The sequence below is a fragment of the Lentzea alba genome (assembly GCF_047445655.1).
Lineage (GTDB): Bacteria > Actinomycetota > Actinomycetes > Mycobacteriales > Pseudonocardiaceae > Lentzea > Lentzea alba_A.
The window spans coordinates 76,171-92,842 of sequence record NZ_JAJAEG010000028.1 but is presented as its reverse complement, the minus strand read 5'-3'; the positions used below and the strand labels follow the sequence as shown (position 1 = coordinate 92,842).

The following is a 16,672-nucleotide window of genomic DNA, read 5'->3' as shown; positions in this document are numbered from 1 at the left end:
TAGGCCGAACGGAGTAGGTCTACGTTGCGCGCCGTGCCCGAATTAACACGCCGCGCGTTCGTCGGCCTCACCGCGACCGCCCTGGTCACCACACCCGCCGCCGCAGCCGCGGACCCCAAAGCCGCCGACGACGCCTGGAACCGCCTCCTCGAAGGCAACAGCAGGTTCGTGGAAGGCCGCCAGATCCACCCCCACGCCACCGGCCACTGGCGCGAACAACTGGTCGACGGCCAGCACCCCTTCGCGTGCGTCCTCGGCTGCGCGGACTCCCGCGTCCCACCCGAGATCGTGTTCGACGACGGCCTCGGCGACATCTTCACCATCCGCGCCGCCGGCGAGGTCCTCGACTCCAGCGTCATCGGCAGCATCGAGTACGCCGTCGAACACCTGCACGTCCCGCTCGTCGTCGTCCTCGGACACGCCGGCTGCGGCGCGGTCAGCGCCACCATCGACGTCGTCCGCGGAAAAGGCCACGTCACCGGCGACATCAGCACCCTGGTCCGCACCATCGAACCCGCCGTCCGCGCCACCCCGCCGCGCGCCGACGAACGCCAGTTCCTCGCCGCCTGCGTCGCCGAACAGGCCCGCCGCACCGCCGAGATCCTGCAGGAACGAAGCGTGATCATTCGCGACGCCGTGGCCAGGAACGCCCTCGGCCTCGTTGCTGCTTCTTATGACCTGAGTTCAGGTCGGGTCGTCAAACTCGACAAGCACTAGCTTTAGTCTGCACTGAAGCAATAGAGATAACTGCACAAAGAGGCCGATCGGGTTTCACCCCACCCCTTACGTGACCTCCGGACGAACGTCGTGGATGCTGGTAGACCACGACGTACCTCAGGAGGACCCGATCTTGCGCCGGCTCGCTGCACTGCTCTTGACCACCGCAACTCTGGCTGCGTGCGGACAGAGCGAGACGTCACAGGATCCGCTGCAGGTAGCCGAAAAGCTCGAAGCCGCGCTGCCGGCCGACTCCCCCGCCCAGACCGGCACCCCGCCCGGTGCCATCACCCCCGGCGGCAAGCCGTTCACCGCCGGGGACACCACGCTCAGGTTCGAGGTCAACGGCCGCAAGGTCGAGCTCGACCAGCTGCGCAGCGCGGTGTTCGAGATGACCAAGGACGACAAGGGCGCGGAGACCCGAGGGCCCGGCCTCAGGGCCGGCGACGGCGCCACGAACGCGGTTCCGGACCGGTTCAACAGGCTGCTGGTCGTCGACACCCGCGGCGGCGAGTTCATCGCGTTCTCCATCAACCCTCTGATCATGCGCCAGCGCTACCCCGTCCCCGGCAGCCCCTACGGCATCGCCTACGACGCCAAGCGCGACATCGCGTGGATCACGCTCACCGAGCGGAACGAGGTCGTCGGACTCGACGTCGCCGGTGGCGAACCGACCGAGAAGCACCGGTTCTCCACCGTGCGTCAGCCCAACACCGTCAGCGTCGACCAGGAGACCGGACGCGTAACGGTCACGTCCGGCGACAACGGAGGGATACAGGTGATCTCGCCATGAACGAAGGGGTGATCGACGGGGACTGGGAGTACCGGCCGCTGCGTCTGCCGCCCGGCATCTCCCGCCGCACCGCGACCACGCAGTTGGCCATCCACGCCGAGTTCGCGGGCTGGGAACTCTCCCGCACGCTGCTCTACGGCGACGGCTCCCGCAAGGTCTGGCTCCGTCGCAAACGTCAGCCCGCACTGCTGCCCGGCCTGATCACCTGACCAGAGCCGAACGCGAACGGGCTCGCCTCGCACTCGGCGATGAAGTCCGCCGGAAAGCCCCGCTCGAACGGGGCCGCGGCCGAAAGGCGCGCGACCGCTTCCGGCGGCAGCACAACCCCGCCTGAGCCCAGGCAGTCGACAACCTGCTCCGGAGTCCTTGCCCCGACCAGCGGCAACACACCGGACGCACGCACCCACGCCAGTGCCACCTGAGCCGGCGTCGCGCCCAGCTCACGAGCGACCGCCCGCACCTCGGAAGCCACAGCCTCCTCGCGCCCGGTGAGCCGATCGAACCGCGAAGTGCCGCCGGAGAGCTTCCCCGCGGCCAACGGCGCCCACGCCGCCACGGTGAGCCCCAGCCCCGACGCCATCGGCAGCAACTCCCGCTCCACATCGCGCTGCAGCAGGTTGTACGGCACCTGCAACCCCGAGAACGGCGTCCAGTCCCGCCACTCCGCCAGGGTGTTCGCCCGCGCCACGAACCACGCCGGCGCGTCCGACACCCCGACGTAGAGCACCTTCCCCGCCCGCACGACGTCGTCGAGCGCCCGCATCGTCTCCTCGACCGGCGTGTGCCGGTCCCACAGGTGCACCCACAGCACGTCCACGTAGTCCGTGCGCAGCCGCCGCAACGACTGCTCCAGCGACAGCACCAGGTTCTTGCGGTGGTTCCCGCCCGCGTTCGGATCGCCGGCGTCCCGCGACAACGTGTACTTCGTCGCCACCACGAACCGGTCCCGCCGCTCCCCCAGCACCGCGCCGAGAACCTCCTCGCTCTCCCCGTACGCGGAGGCCGTGTCGAGGAAGTTCCCACCGGCGTCGGCGTACACGTCGATCACCCGCCGGGCGTCCTCCACCGAACGCAACGTCATCGTGCCGAGCAACATCTCGGAGACCCGCAGACCGGTCCGCCCGAACAGTCGGTATCGCATGATCCACAGCATCACCCGGCACCGAAACCGGTAGGGAGACCCGCTCAGGGCCCCTCTAAGCTCGAAGACGATGAACGCCCTGGGCCGTTTCCTGCGCGCACGCCGAGAAGCGACCACACCACCAGAGACCGGAACCCGCCGCCGCACCCCGGGACTACGCCGCGGCGAGCTGGCCGAGCGCGCCGGCATCAGCGTCGAGTACCTGACCCGCCTCGAACGCGGCACCGACCGCTCCCCCTCCGGCCAGATCCTCGTCGCACTCGCCAACGCACTGGACCTCACCGCCGACGAGCGCGTCCACCTGTACCGGCTGATCAAGGCGGACAACTCCTGCCAGCCACCGCCGCCCGCTCCCCTGCGCCCCACCGTCCAAGCGCTGCTCAAAGCCCTCGAACCCACCCCCGCCTGCGTGCTCAACCCCGCCGGCGACGTCCTCGCGTGCACCGCCACGTTCCAGAAGCTCATCGACGCCCAGAACGTCATCCGGTTCGCGTTCGGCCCGCACGGCAGGGAGTTCTACCCGGACTGGGAGACCGTTGCGAACGACCGCGCCGCCGCACTGCGAGCGGCCGCCGACCTCGGTGACCACGGCGCGATCGCTCTCGCGTTCGAACTCTCGATCACCGCGGGCGCCGCGTTCACGGACCGCTACGACACCGCCGCCGCTCTCCCACCGACGACCGGCACCGAGCGTTGGGGCGACCTCGTCGTGGCGTTCGAGACGCTTTTGCTTCCAGGCGAAGACGAACACCGGTTGGTGACTTACTTCAGTCAACACTGAAGCTATAGAGAATGATGAGCCAGACACGGATGAAAGAATCTCCGTCATGCCTCGCCCGGAACGACCGCTCGACCCCTTCGCCGGGCCTGTCGAACAGTTCGCCTTCGACCTCCGCAAGCTCCGCGAGAAAGCCGGCTCCCCCGGCTACCGCGAACTCGGCCGGCTCTCCCACTACTCCGCCAGCACCCTCGCCGACGCCGCACGCGGCCAGCGGCTACCGAGCCTGGCGGTCGCGCTCGCGTTCGTGCGGGCCTGCGGCGGCGACGAGGAACTGTGGGAACAGCGCTGGCGCGAGATCGGCGAGGCCGACACCGAGGAACCCACCGCCGACTCCCCCTACGTCGGGCTGAAGGCCTTCACCGAACAGGACGCCGACCGGTTCTTCGGCCGCGAGCGGCTCGTCGGGCGGCTGCTGGGCAAGCTGGAGCACCACGACACGGTTCTCGTCGTCGGCGCGTCCGGGTCGGGCAAGTCGTCGGTGCTGCGGGCCGGTCTGCTCGCCCGCAAGGACGGCGAACTGATCACCCCCGGCACCCACCCCGCGCTCCCCCAGACGGAGAACATGCTGGTCGTCGACCAGTTCGAGGAGATCTTCGCGCTGCCCCACCGCGACGAGTTCATCGCGGCGCTCACCGAACGCACCGGCAAGACCGTCATCGGCCTGCGCGCCGACTTCTACGGCCACTGCGCCCGCTACCCCGCACTGGTCGCCGCCATCGAGGAAGCCCAGGTCGTGGTCGGCCCGATGACGACCGACGAGCTGCGCAAGGCCATCACCCAGCCCGCCGTCGAGGTCGGCTGCGCACTCGAAACGGGCCTCGTCGCCCGGCTCATCGCGGACGCCACCGGTGAACCCGGGGTCCTCCCCCACGTCAGCCACGCGTTGCTGGAGACGTGGCAACGCAAGCGCGGCAACACCCTCACGCTCACCAGCTACCACGAGAGCGGCGGCATCGCCCGCGCCGTCGCGAACACCGCCGAGCTCGCCTACACGGGACTCGACGAACAGCAGCAAACCCAAGCGCGCCAAGTGTTCCTGCGCCTGGTCAACCCCGGAGAGGGCACCGAGGACACCAAACGCCGCGTCAGGCGCGACGAGCTGGCGGCCGACGAGGTCGTCGAACACCTCGCGAACGCGCGCATCCTCACCGTCGACGACGACAGCGTCGAGATCAGCCACGAAGCCGTCATCCGCAGCTGGCCACGCCTCACGAACTGGCTCGCCGAGGCACGCGACGACATGCGCGTGCACCGCAGGCTCACCGCCGCGGCCGCGGACTGGGAGGCGCACGACCGCGACCCCGGCTCGCTCTACCGGGGCGTGCCGCTGGCGCAGACCTCCGACTGGGCCGCCAGGGAACCCTCCGCCCTCAACGCCCAGGAGCAGGCGTTCCTCGACGCCAGCAAGGCCGCTGCCGAACGCCACCAGGTCGCCGAGAAGCGCCGCACCACCAACCTGCGCCGCGTCGTCGCGCTACTGGCCGCACTACTGCTCGTGGCGACGACCGCGACCGTGTTCGCCGTGCGCGCGCAACGGCAGACCACCGAGCAACAGACCATGGCGCTCGCACAGAAGGCCATCGCCGAGGCCAACGTGCTGCAGGACCAGGACCCCGGTCTCGCCTCCCAGCTGAGGCTCGCCGCCTACCGCCTGACCGGCCTGCCCGCCGCCCGCGACGCGCTGCTCAGCACGTTCTCCGCCCCGCAGGTCACGCTGGTCAAAGGCCACACCGACGCGACCTCCTACGCGTTGTTCCGCCCCGACGGCAAGGTCATGGCGACGGTCGGTGACGACAAGAAGATCATCCTCTGGGACCTCGCCGACCCGAACCACCCCGCCGAGCTCGGCCGCGTCGACGCCGGCGACGACGCGACCCACCACATGGTGTTCAGCAGCGACGGCACGCTGCTCGTCACGGCGAGCTGGGACGGCCTCATCCGCCTCTACGACGTCCACGACCCGCGCAACCCCGTCGAGAAGGCGCACGTGAGCGGCCACGACGGTCAGGTCCAGGCCGTGCAGCTCACGAAGGACGCGCGCACCCTCGTCAGCGCCGGCAAGGACGGCACGGTCCGCGTCTGGACCCTCTCCCCGTCCGGCGCCACCCTGGTCCGCACCATCGAGGCGCACACCGATCTCGTGCACAACCTGGCGCTCAACGCGGCGGGCACCGTCATCGCCTCCGCGTCGTGGGACGGCACCGCCAAGCTCTGGGACCTCGCGACCGGAGCCGGTCTCGCCACCGTCGACCCGTACGGCGGCAAGGCCTCCATCGACGCCGTCGCCTTCTCCCCCGACGGCAAGGTCATGGCCACCGGCGCCGGCGACGGCGACGTGCGGCTGTGGGACGTCGCCGATCCCCGCACCCCGCGCCTGATCGGCTCCGCGACCGAACACGTCTTCTCGGTGCACACCCTGGAGTTTTCCCCCGACGGCCGGTTTCTCGCCACCGGCGGCGGCGACAAGAGCACCAAGCTGTGGGACGTGCGCGATCCGAAGACGTTCCGCGTCGTCGCCGAGATGTCCGGCCACACCGACACCCTGTGGTCGCTCGCGTTCAGCTCCGACAGCCGCTACCTCGTCTCGACCAGCACCGACAGCGAGGTCCGGTTGCTCGACCTCGCGAACCTCCCCCACCCCCAGCACACCGACACCGCGTGGGACCTCGTCTACGACCGGCGCGGCAGGTTCTTCGCGACCGCCTCCTCCGACGGCACCGTCAGGCTGTGGCGGCCAGAGGACCGCCACGCTCAGGAGATCGGCCAACTCCCGCTGGAGCCGGACAAAGAGGCGATCACCGTCGCCGCGCACCCCCACCGCGACGCGCTCTTCGCCTCCACCGGCACCGGCAGGACGATCTGGGACACCGTCGACCCCGCCGCGCCGCGCCGCCTCTCGGACGTGCCGACCGGCTCCGACTGGGTCTCCGCGGCCAAGTTCAGCAACAACGGCAAGCTCCTCGCCACCGCGGACCACAACGGCGCGGTCCAGCTCTGGGACGTCTCGAACCTGGCCGCCCCGGTCCGCGTGGGCCAGTTCTCGGTCCCGTCGATCCCGAACGTCGTGGTGGTGCAGCAGATGCACTTCACCACGGACGACCGCACCCTCGTCGTCGCGGGAGGCAGCCGCGAGCTGCAGCTGTGGGACGTCAGCAACCCCGCACAGCCGCGCGCTCACCCGACCATCCGCACCGACGACAACACGCGCCCCATTCAGCGCGGTGGCCAGGCCGGCCGATCGGTGGTCATGAGCGTCGTCATCCACGGCGACCTCATGGCCTTCGCGAACATGGACAGCACAGCCACGTTGTGGGACATCCGCGACCCTGCCCAGCCCCGCAAGCTCGGCACCCTGCCGAACAACGGCGCGCCGCTGCAGCGCCTCGCCTTCTCCCCCGACGGCACTCTCATCGCGGCGGGCACAACGGACGACCTGGTGCGCGTGTGGGACGTGCGCGACCCCGCGAACCCGACGGAGCGCGCCGTGCTGCACGGTCACACCGATCGGCTGTGGGGTGTCGCCTTCGCGCCCGACGGCCACACCATCGCGACGACCGGCACCGACCGCACGGTTCGCGTGTGGGACATCGACGTGGAGGCCACGGCCTCCCGCGTGTGCGCGACTACGACGGCGCACCTGTCCACTCAGCGCTGGGAGCACTACTTCCCCGGCGTCGAGCCGAGGCCTCTCTGCTGAACAACATCCTCACCGTTCCTCTCGACGCCCTTTGTAGTGCGAAAACGTTGTGTGGTGTCGATGCCAGGGCGCCTTACAACAACGTTCGTCCAACTGCGACGTGCAACCGGGCAGAGGCGAGTCTTCAGTCAACACTGAAGCAATAAAATCTACCGGATTAGTTGTTGATGTGATCAGATTCGTTGTCATGGAGCTCGTGCCGCATGAAGTCGGGGTCGCGCACAGCGCACTGCCGCACGACGAAACGTCCGCCCGTGCCCTGCTCGCCGAAGCCGCGGCGCAGGGCCTGCACACAGTCGTCGTCACCGCCGCCGAAGGTGACGAACAGGCCATCGCCGTGCTGCGCGAGCTGCGCGCCGAGTGGCACACCGAGAACGGACAGGTGACGGCACAGCTCGACACCGACGCCCAGGGCCAGCTCGCCCACCTGTGGGGCCTGTCGGCCGACGAGCGCGCCGCGTGGCTCGCCGCGTTCCCCCGCCACGACGACCCGAACTGGTGGATGCACCGGCTGCTGGTGCTCAACCACCACCCGGAGTGGGCGCCGCTGAAGGACTGGCTGGTCGACGAGCACGTACGGCTCTTCGGCAGGCCGCCCGGCCGGCGCCGCGCCCGTGCCTAGCGCGGCAGGCCGCTGAAGTCAGGCGTGCGCAGCCGCTGAATCCACGGGATCGGGTCTTCCTCCGGGACATCCCGATCGCGTTGGACCGCGGCGAACGTCAGCACGGGCACCTTCGGCACGCCCACCGCGATGACGTCACCGTGCGTGCCCGCGATCCACATGACACCCGTGTCGGCGATGTTCGCGATCACGTCCAGCTCCGGGACCACGAACTGGACCAGCGCGAGCCCTCCCGGCAGGTCCGCGAGCCCGGCGACGTGCTGACCGGGCTTCCACGGGAACAGCGTGATCGGCACCGGCGTCCATTGCCACGAGTTGTCGACGGCAGCGACGGCGTCGCGGTACCAGCGGCCCACCTCGATCGCGGTCGGAATGCCGAGCAGGCCGAGGACCAGCAGCAGACCACCGGTCACCAGGCCCGCGGGCGCGAGCGGGAACAGGCTGAGCAGGACCAGCGCTCCCCCGACGCCGCAGGGCACGGCGGACCACAGCCACGACCGGGCACCCCACCGCAGGCCCTTGTACGCCCGCAAGGTCGCCTCGTCGTCGAGCGGGCGCAGGAGTGGGCGTTCGACCCGTTCGCGAGCGGTGTGCTCACCGGTGTCGGCCTTGGCGTTGTGCCACTTGGCGAACCCGGCGGCGCGGACGACCGCCCTTCCATCGGCGTCCGGTCCGCAGACGAAGACCTCCTGGCGTTCCAGCACCATGTCCGGCAGGTCGTCGAACCAGCCCTTCAGCACCAGCCCGTCGAGCAGCACGCGATCCGTCGCACTGTCGTCCCGTTCCGCGACGGTGGCCGGAAGGCGCCGCCACGGCTCGTCGAAGAGGCCGCGCCGTCGGGGACGGGTCTCCACCCGGTACATCAGCGGCGCCAGCCCGCACGTCAGCGCGACAAGCGAAAGAATCACCAGCGCTCCGACGTTGCCGGGCGTCGTCGGCAGGAAGAAGCACGCCGCCGCGCCGGCACCCGCCACGAGCGCGACTGCGCCGAGCGCGCGGGCACCCCACCGCAGGTCCTGCAGGATCAGGCCGGTCGACCAGTCGTCCTTCGCAGGCACGTCCGTCCGCGGTTCCAGGTACTGCACCGGAGCTCCCCCAAGCTATGCCCGCGCGGCCACCTCGCGGATCAGGTTGGCGATCTCCGCGGGCCGTTCCAGGGGAAGCATATGTCCGGCATCGGCCAGGATGACCGATGTTCCGCCGAACCTGGCCGCGTCCGACTCGGGCACCAGCCGGTCCTCGTCCCCCACCACCGCGACGACGGCCTTCTCCTTGGCCACGGTCAGTCCCGCCTCGCGGTCGTAGCGGTCGACGGCGGGCCGGAACAACGCCACCGTCTCGGGCCACTGTCCCCACACCATGTCCGCGGTGAGCTCGACGTCCGCGTCGTCGGGCTGGTCGCCGAAGAGCCACCACCGCAGCCCCGCGGTCTTGGTCGGCTCGATCTTCTCCCGCACCGCCCGCACGATCGGCCCGAACGCCCGCTCCAGCTCCCGCACGAGCTTGCCCACCGCCTTGGGCCACGCCAGCGACGTCTCCGAACGTCCGCTCGCCGCCGTGGACACGAACACGTTGCCCAGCACGCGTTGCCGGAACAGGCGCGGCCGCCGTTCGGCCATCGCCAGCGCCGCCATGCCGCCCATCGAGTGCCCGACGACCACGACCTGACCGCTCGGCACAGCCCGTTCGATCAGCTCCCCCAGATCCTCGCCGAGCTGTTCGATCGTCGCGGTCTCCTTGGTGGCGGCGGCCGACTTGCCGTGCCCGCGGTGGTCGTAGGCGATGACCTGGAACTCTTCTGCGAGCTGCGCGACGACCTTGTGCCAGCTGCGGTGGTCGAGCGCGTAACCGTGCGCCAGGACGATCGTGATCTCCGCGTCCGGGTCGCCCGTGCGCACCACGTTGAGCTCGGTCCCGTCCTCCAGCCGCACCATCGTCTTCCCTTCGCCGAGTTCGTCTGTTCGTCCTAACGAGACAGAACCGGGAAAGTCACTTCAGCACGTTGACCGCGCGGGCGATGACGAGCGCGACGGTCACCAGCGACACGGCGGACTGCAGCATCATCGCGAGCTTCGCCCACCGCGACAGCGGCATCACGTCGGTCGGGCTGAAGGCGGTCGAGTTGGTGAAGGACAGGTACAGATAATCGGCGAACCGGGGTTCCCAGTCGGCCGGTGCCAGCGACGGATCGCTCATCTGCACGAACTGGAAGTCCGGCAGGTCCTGCTCCCCCGCCGACCGCGCCGCCGGGCCGCCTCGGTCCAGCTCCCAGTAGCAGAGGGCGAACGCGATCACGTTCGTCAGCCAGATCGCCGCGCCCGACCGCAGCAGCGTCGCGGCGTCCTGACCACCGGAACCGGTGATCAGCCAGTCCACGAGCAGCGCCACCGACCAGGCGTTGGCCACGCTGATGACGCCGATCAGTCCCAGGCTCACCGCTCGCAGCACCGACGAGTCCCGTTCGATGCGGCCGGGGTTGGCCACCAGGAGGACGGCGAACAGCGCCAGTTCGACGCCCGGCATCAGCCACTGCGTGACGCCGATCAGGTCGTCGGGCAGGGTGAGCTGCAAACCGACCACGGCCAGCACCGCGAGCGAGGCCGGCCACCGGTGTTCGCCGCGGGTGGGCCGCCGCCACGCTGGTTCCACACCGCGCATTACAGCAGGGCGCGTGTCGATCAGGCGCGTCCCAGCACCACATCGGGTGGCGTGCGGCCGGCGACACCGGGCACACCGCGGAACCGGTACGCCGACGCCTGCCCGCCGGGCTGGATGATCCAGGCCTCCCCCGCGGCGCCTTCGCCGAGCACGGTCTGCAGCGCCTCGGCGATGTCGTCCGGCGTCAGCAGCGGGAACGACACCGCGTGGAACTCCTCCTTCGCGGCGCCGAGCAGCAGCGTGTCGACGAACCCGGGGCACAGCGCGGTGACCGTGATCCCGTCGGCCTCCAGCGCCTTGCCGGCGGCCCGCGCATACCCGACGACGGCGTGCTTCGTCAGCGTGTACAACGGATCCGCCGGCATGGCCGCCAGCCCGGCCAGCGACGCGGTGATCACGATCTTCCCGCCGCCCTGCCTGCGCAACGCGGGCACGGCGGCGCACACGCCGTACACGACGTGGTCGACGTTGACCCCGACCAGCTTGCGGTACCGCTCGACGTCCAACGCGTCGTCGACCCCGGCCTGCCCGCCGCCGATGCCCGCGTTGAGGTGCACGACGTCGAGCCGGCCGAGATCGCCCTCCACCTGTTTCACCACGGCCGGCATCGTGGCCGGGTCCACGACGTCACCGGCGATGGCGATCCCGCCGACCTCCGACGCGATCCGTTGTGCCCCAGCGGCGTTGAGGTCCAGCACCGCCACCCGTGCGCCGAGCTTGGCGAGCCGGCGCACCGCGGCTGCGCCGATCCCGCCCGCGCCGCCGGTGACCAACGCGACCTGACCCGTCAAATCCACTGTGGACACAACGTTCTCCTCAGCTGTTGCGCAGGAAACGGTCCAACACGCGCACACCGAACTTAAGGGCGTCAACGGGAACGCGCTCGTCCACGCCGTGGAAGAGGCCGGAGAAGTCCAGGTCCGGCGGCAGCTTCAGCGGTGAGAAGCCGAAGTTGCGGATGCCGAGCTGCTGGAACGACTTGGCGTCGGTGCCACCGGACAGCATGTACGGCAGCACACGGGCGCCGGGGTCCTCGGCGATGATCGACGCCGTCATCGCGTCCACGAGAGCGCCGTCGAACGTCGTCTCGACCGGCGGCAGGCCGACCCACTCGCGTTCGACGTCGGGACCGAGCAGCTCGGCGAGCTCGCGGTCGAACGCCTCCTCGCGGCCGGGCAGGATCCGGCAGTCGACGGTGGCCTCGGCGGTCGACGGGATCACGTTCGCCTTGTAGCCCGCGGACAACATGGTCGGGTTCGCGGTGTCGCGCAGCGTCGCGCCGATCATCCGGGACAGCGCGCCGAGCTTGCCGATCGAGCCCTCGATGTCGTCTTCGGGGAAGTCCAGCCCGGTGATCTCCGAGACGCCGTCGAGGAACTCCCGCACCGACGGGCGCACGATCAGCGGCCACTTGTGCTGGTCGAGCTTCGTGACGGCGGCGGCGAGCTTCGCGACCGCGTTGTCGCGGTGGATCATGCTGCCGTGGCCCGCGGTGCCCTTGACCCGCAGCTTGAGCCAGCGGATGCCCTTCTCGGCGGTCTCCACGAGGTAGGCGCGGACGTCGTCCTTCAGTGTGATCGAGAAGCCGCCGACCTCGCTGATCGCCTCGGTGACGCCCTCGAACAGCTCCGGCCGGTTCTCCACCAGCCACTTCGCCCCGAAGAGCCCGCCGGCCTCCTCGTCGGCGAGGAACGCGAACACGATGTCGCGCGGCGGCACGACGTTGTTGCGCTTGAAGTGCCTGGCCAGGGCCAGCGTCATGCCGACCATGTCCTTCATGTCGACCGCGCCGCGCCCCCACACGTACCCGTCCTGCACGGCACCGGAGAACGGGTGCACAGACCATTCGCTCGCGTCGGCGGGCACGACGTCGAGGTGGCCGTGCACCAGCAGCGCGCCGCGACTCGGATCCGAGCCCGCGAGACGCGCGATCACGTTGCCGCGGCCCTTGGCCCCGGACTCGACGTACGTGGTCTCGTAACCGACCTCTTCGAGCTTCTCCGCCACCCACTCGGCGGCCTTGCGCTCCCCCACCAGCGTCGCGGGATCACCCGTGTTCGTGGTGTCGATCCTGATCAGCTCGCTGACGAGGGTGACGACCTCGTCCTCTGCCTGTGCCAGTGCGTTCCCCAATGTGCTCACCCAGTCTTCCTACCACCAGTCAGAACACCGACCAGCCTGTGAGAGTGGTGAAACGGTCCAGCGCGTCGAGGCCCGCGACGGAGTTGCCCCGTGCGTCCAACCCCGGACTCCAGACGGCGATCGCGCACTTCCCGGGCACGACGGCGATGATCCCGCCGCCGACGCCGCTCTTTCCGGGCAGGCCGACCCGGTAGGCGAACTGGCCGGCGGCGTCGTAGGTGCCGCACGTGAGCATCACGGCGTTGACCCGCTTCGCGCCGCTCACCGCGAGCAGGCGCGTGCCGTCGTTGCGCACGCCGTGACGTGCCAGGAAGAGGGTGGCCCGCGCGAGGTCCGCGCAGCTCATCTCGATCGAGCACTGCCGGACGTACTCGTGCAGCACCACGTCGACGTTGTTGCGCATGTTGCCGTAGGAGGCCATGAAGTGCGCGAGCGCGCGGTTGCGGTCGGAATGGTCCAGTTCGGACTTCGCGACCTCGGGGTCGACGTCGACGTCCGGGTTGCCGCTCTCCCGGCGCAGGAACTTGAGCAGCTTGTCGGCGGCGCCGTAGCCCAGGTGGTCGGTGACGACGAGCGCGCCGGCGTTGATGAACGGGTTGCGCGGGATGCCCTGCTCGGTCTCCAGCTGGACCAGCGAGTTGAACGGGGATCCGGACGGCTCACGGCCGACGCGCGACCAGACGTCGTCGCCCTGGGAGAGGGCCAGGGCCAGCATGAACGCCTTGGAGATGCTCTGGATGGAGAACGGCGTCTCGAAGTCCCCCGCGCCGAAGACCTCGCCGTCCAGTGTGGCGACGGCGAGGCCGAAGGCGTGCGGGTCGATCCTGGCGAGCGCCGGGATGTAGTCGGCGACGGCGCCATCCGGTGTGACATCAGCGGCGATGCTGCTCACCAGTTGCTGGAGCTCCATGCCGCCCATCCCATCACGGGACGAGGAGCGTCACGCGACCTGGAACTCGTAGAACTTGGTGACCTGGCCCGCCTTGACCGTGCACGGGACCTGGACGACGCCGATCCACGTCGGCTCACCGTTGGCGTAGCGCGGCGTCAACGCGAGGTTCGCGTCGCCGAGGGAGATCGTGGTCGTGCCGGCGTTGGCGAGCGTCAGCGCCGGGAGCGTGCCGGTGGCGACCACCTGGAAGGTGCCCGAGGAGGGAACCGGGGTGTTCGGGATGGTCGACGTCGACGTCAGGGTCTGCACGGCGCCCGCGTTGTCCACCGTGATGTTCGTGGTCATCGTGCCGTCGACCGAGCGGCCGCCGATCCACCACAGGGTGTTCCGCACGTCGTCGCTCACGGTGCTGGTCGCCGAGGTCGCGGCCGGCGCGGTCGGCACCCCGACGGCAGCGGAGTCCGGCAGGTCCGACGAGGTGACCGTGGTGGGCGCGTCGTGGGTGCCGGCGACGGAGAACTGGCAGGAGTAGGTGATGCTCAGCTCGGCGGTCGCGGCCGAGCTCGTGCCGGCCGTCGCCACGCTCAGCGCTCCGGCAACCAGAACGACGGCGGCGGCACGCGCGAATAGTCCGGTCTTCATGTGCAGGGACCTCCAGGAGTACGACATTGAACTGCAAGAAGGCGTTGCTTTACTCGCCGGTAAAGTAGCGAGACCGGATTCCTCGAGGCAAGAGAAATCGCACTTTTGTCACCTGCGTACGAAATGGCTTTTCGTGTTTTGTCAGTCGCGCTGCAACAAATAGTGTGAGCGCAAGGCCAGCTCCAGCTTGAACCGCTCTTCGGCGTCGTGCATTCGGTCGCCGAAGAGTTCGTCCAACTGGTTCACGCGGTAGCGCACGGTCTGCGGATGCACCTGCAGCCGCGCGGCCACCTCGGGCGCACCACCGCGCGCCGACAGCCACACGAGCAACGTCTCGGCGAGCTTCGTGCGCTGCCGTTCGGTCAACGGGTCCAGCGGCGCCAGCGCCCGTTCGGCCAGCTGCCGGGCCAGGAACTCGTCCGCCAGCACGGTCAGCTCGACCAGGTGGTCCGCCGCGTCGAGCACCGGCCGGTCCGGCAGCACCTTCTCGCGCTTCAGGGCGAGCACCCGGCGTGCGCAGGCCAACGACCTGCGCGCGTTCGCGGGAGCCACCGGCAGCCCTACCGCCGCACGCCACCCCGGCAACGCCTGCCGAACCCAGAGCTTCACCTTCGTGGGACTCGGCACCAGCAGGTACGGCGTGGCGTCCTCGAAGTTGACCAGCACGTCCGGCGGCAGGTCGTCAGCAGGCGCGGCGGACGGCTCAAGAGCAACCGCTGCGAGGCGATCAGGCATGGGCCACTGCGCCGCCTCCGCCGCCTCCAGGACCGCCTGCCAGTTGCTCGCCGGATCACCGACCAGCAGCTCCATCAGCTTGCGCCGCTTGCGTTCCAACGTGCCCGCCGCACTCGCCTGGGCAGCCGCGTATCCCTCGACCGACAGGCTGACGAGCTCGTCGACGTGGGCGATCATCGCCTCACCCAGCACCGACATCAGGTGCAGCGACAGCTCCCGTTGCTCAGCGAACCCGCACACGTGCCGCCACGCGATCCGCGCACCGATCCGGTACGCCGCCTGCAGGCTGTCCAGGCTCCGGCCCGACTTGAACTCCCACGCACCGAGCTTGCGGTGGATGTCGTCGTGCGGATCCCGTTCGCCATCCGGCTCCGCGATCATGTCGACGAACTTCACCAACGCCTGTCGAATGCCATCGACTACGTTGTCCCTGAACTGGCTGTATTCCGGAATCGATTTCTCGATCGCGTCGAAAATGCTGACCGAAACGGGTTTGACTTCCATTCGGAGCAAGGGTGCCAGCTCCCGCGGGACCGATCGGCGTGGATCGTCCAGCTGAGTCATCCTCGCGAGTGTAGGAGGAAAACGAAACGCGGTCGTTCAGCCAACCGGACGCACTACAGGAAGAACAGCCTCGCGACCGCGTCCCGCGCCACCAGAAACCCCGCGATCCCGAGAATCCAGCCCGTCGTGCTCGCCCCCTTCTCCGCGAACCACGCGCTGATCCGGTTGAGGAACGGCTCGATCCTGCTCTTCAGGGCGATCCGCCCACCGAGCAGCAGCACCGCCGGCACGATCATGACCAGGCAGTACCCGGCCAGCAGCAACCCGATCTGCGCCGGCCTGAGGTCCGCGGCGCTCATCATGCCGATCGCCCCCAGGTACGGCAGCATCGTCGCGAGCTCCACGACCCCCGCGAGGAGCGCGATGCCCGCGAGGCCCGCGGTCGAGGTGTTGAGCCGCTGCTGCCACTTGCCGGTGTCCGGCTTCTTCTTGCCGTCGAACCGGAAGCTGATCACGAACAGGAACACACCGATCACCAGCTGGACCCAGAGCGCGACCTTGCCGTCGAGGTGGTCGATCACCTGCGAGGCGCCGAGCACGATCGCGACGCCGACCGCGAAGTAGAACACCGTGATCGTGCCGAGGTAGACGCCGAAGCGCTGCACGCGCAGTCGACCCGGCGTGAGCATGAGCCAGATCGGGATGAACAACGTGCCGATGCTCGTCGAGTCGAGCAACGCGAGCCCCGCCAGCGCCGCCACCAGCCCCAGTGTCATTAGTCCCCCCAGATTCGCGCGAGGTGGTCGGCGATCACCTTGTCCGCCACCTCCGCCGTCATCACTTGCGGTTCCAGCGCCCGCTGCGCCGTCACCCCGTCGACCAGGGCGGCGAGCCCGACGGCGTTCTGCCCGTCGAGCCCCGCCGCCTCCAACACCTGCCGGCACAGCTCCCTGATCTCCCGTGCACCTTCCACATGCCGTTTGAGCAACACGGGATTCGCCGCCGCACGCGCCGCGAACGCCAACCACACCCGTGCGCGCGCCGCGTTGTCGATCAGCGCGATGGCGCACAACGCCTTGTGCAGGCGGTCCTGCAGGCTCCCCTCCTGGTTCAGGACCGCCTGCACGCTCTCGGTGAGCTCCTCGACGAGCTGGTCCTGCGCGAACAGCAGCAGCTCGTCCTTGCTGTGGAAGTACTTCTGCAGCAAGCCCGTGGTGGCGTTCAGCTCCCTGGCGATCCTGGGCAGGCTCGCCGCGTCGAGCCCCTCGGCGTCGACGACCCGGTAGAGGGCCTCGACCACCTGCCGGCGGCGTTCGACGGGATCCGCGTGTTTTGGCACGACCGTGAG

At 69.6% G+C, this 16,672-nt stretch carries 17 protein-coding genes; 6 read left to right on the top strand and 11 right to left on the bottom strand.

Translation table 11 applies throughout. The features are described 5' to 3' along the window. Nucleotides 1–33 precede the first annotated feature (33 nt). From LFM09_RS37050 to LFM09_RS37040, 3 genes are all read left to right on the top strand, one after another. Nucleotides 34–717 carry a carbonic anhydrase gene (locus tag LFM09_RS37050; protein WP_414101268.1) on the top strand — a complete coding sequence of 228 codons (684 nt, stop codon included), beginning with the start codon at nucleotides 34–36 and terminating at the stop codon, nucleotides 715–717. 133 nt (nucleotides 718–850) lie between these two features. Beyond that, nucleotides 851–1,510, top strand: a complete 660-nt coding sequence (locus tag LFM09_RS37045) for a YncE family protein (protein ID WP_414101267.1) — start codon at nucleotides 851–853, stop codon at nucleotides 1,508–1,510. Continuing rightward, nucleotides 1,507–1,719, top strand: a complete 213-nt coding sequence (locus tag LFM09_RS37040) for a DUF5703 family protein (protein ID WP_030465938.1) — start codon at nucleotides 1,507–1,509, stop codon at nucleotides 1,717–1,719. Before LFM09_RS37045 ends, LFM09_RS37040 begins: the two co-directional genes overlap by 4 nt. Here the strand turns inward: LFM09_RS37040 and LFM09_RS37035 are convergent. Continuing rightward, the gene (locus LFM09_RS37035; protein WP_414101266.1) at nucleotides 1,686–2,651 is read right to left on the bottom strand and encodes an aldo/keto reductase; all 966 of its coding nucleotides are present in this window, start codon (nucleotides 2,649–2,651) and stop codon (nucleotides 1,686–1,688) included. The genes LFM09_RS37040 and LFM09_RS37035 overlap by 34 nt on opposite strands. A 70-nt stretch (nucleotides 2,652–2,721) precedes the next feature. Between LFM09_RS37035 and LFM09_RS37030 the strand changes: the two genes are divergently transcribed. The 3 genes from LFM09_RS37030 to LFM09_RS37020 all read left to right on the top strand — a co-directional run bounded on the left by LFM09_RS37030 (nucleotide 2,722) and on the right by LFM09_RS37020 (nucleotide 7,751). Then, nucleotides 2,722–3,432 carry a helix-turn-helix domain-containing protein gene (locus LFM09_RS37030; RefSeq protein ID WP_414101265.1) on the top strand — a complete coding sequence of 237 codons (711 nt, stop codon included), beginning with the start codon at nucleotides 2,722–2,724 and terminating at the stop codon, nucleotides 3,430–3,432. 46 nt (nucleotides 3,433–3,478) lie between these two features. Then, nucleotides 3,479–7,129 (top strand): helix-turn-helix domain-containing protein, encoded by a 3,651-nt coding sequence (locus LFM09_RS37025; RefSeq protein WP_414101264.1) that lies wholly within the window; start codon nucleotides 3,479–3,481, stop codon nucleotides 7,127–7,129. Nucleotides 7,130–7,316: 187 nt separating this feature from the next. Next, a complete protein-coding gene (locus LFM09_RS37020; RefSeq protein ID WP_414101263.1) occupies nucleotides 7,317–7,751 on the top strand; it encodes a hypothetical protein in 435 nt (144 codons plus the stop codon). On the opposite strand, the gene LFM09_RS37015 is transcribed toward LFM09_RS37020, so the two are convergent. The 10 genes from LFM09_RS37015 to LFM09_RS36970 all read right to left on the bottom strand — a co-directional run bounded on the left by LFM09_RS37015 (nucleotide 7,748) and on the right by LFM09_RS36970 (nucleotide 16,663). Further along, nucleotides 7,748–8,836 (bottom strand): hypothetical protein, encoded by a 1,089-nt coding sequence (locus tag LFM09_RS37015; protein WP_414101262.1) that lies wholly within the window; start codon nucleotides 8,834–8,836, stop codon nucleotides 7,748–7,750. The two genes, LFM09_RS37020 and LFM09_RS37015, sit on opposite strands and share 4 nt — an antisense overlap. A 15-nt stretch (nucleotides 8,837–8,851) precedes the next feature. After that, complete coding sequence (locus tag LFM09_RS37010; protein ID WP_414101261.1) at nucleotides 8,852–9,685, bottom strand: alpha/beta fold hydrolase; 834 nt, start codon at nucleotides 9,683–9,685, stop codon at nucleotides 8,852–8,854. A 55-nt stretch (nucleotides 9,686–9,740) separates the two neighbouring features. Then, on the bottom strand, nucleotides 9,741–10,409 hold the full coding sequence (locus tag LFM09_RS37005; protein WP_414101260.1) for a hypothetical protein: 669 nt from the start codon (nucleotides 10,407–10,409) through the stop codon (nucleotides 9,741–9,743). Between the two features lie 20 nt (nucleotides 10,410–10,429). Next, nucleotides 10,430–11,215, bottom strand: a complete 786-nt coding sequence (locus tag LFM09_RS37000) for an SDR family oxidoreductase (protein WP_414101259.1) — start codon at nucleotides 11,213–11,215, stop codon at nucleotides 10,430–10,432. A 10-nt stretch (nucleotides 11,216–11,225) separates the two neighbouring features. Next, entirely contained in the window at nucleotides 11,226–12,542 is a 1,317-nt protein-coding gene (locus LFM09_RS36995) for a M20/M25/M40 family metallo-hydrolase (RefSeq protein WP_414101324.1), read from the bottom strand. Between the two features lie 28 nt (nucleotides 12,543–12,570). Continuing rightward, nucleotides 12,571–13,461 (bottom strand): glutaminase, encoded by an 891-nt coding sequence (locus LFM09_RS36990; protein WP_414101258.1) that lies wholly within the window; start codon nucleotides 13,459–13,461, stop codon nucleotides 12,571–12,573. A gap of 30 nt (nucleotides 13,462–13,491) precedes the next feature. Beyond that, on the bottom strand, nucleotides 13,492–14,085 hold the full coding sequence (locus tag LFM09_RS36985; protein ID WP_414101257.1) for a DUF6801 domain-containing protein: 594 nt from the start codon (nucleotides 14,083–14,085) through the stop codon (nucleotides 13,492–13,494). A gap of 141 nt (nucleotides 14,086–14,226) precedes the next feature. Further along, a complete protein-coding gene (locus LFM09_RS36980) occupies nucleotides 14,227–15,324 on the bottom strand; it encodes a PucR family transcriptional regulator (protein ID WP_414101256.1) in 1,098 nt (365 codons plus the stop codon). A 113-nt stretch (nucleotides 15,325–15,437) separates the two neighbouring features. Beyond that, entirely contained in the window at nucleotides 15,438–16,100 is a 663-nt protein-coding gene (locus tag LFM09_RS36975; RefSeq protein ID WP_414101255.1) for a GAP family protein, read from the bottom strand. After that, on the bottom strand, nucleotides 16,100–16,663 hold the full coding sequence (locus tag LFM09_RS36970) for a TetR/AcrR family transcriptional regulator (protein ID WP_414101254.1): 564 nt from the start codon (nucleotides 16,661–16,663) through the stop codon (nucleotides 16,100–16,102). The genes LFM09_RS36975 and LFM09_RS36970 overlap by 1 nt, the downstream gene beginning before the upstream one ends. Nucleotides 16,664–16,672: the final 9 nt, after the last annotated feature.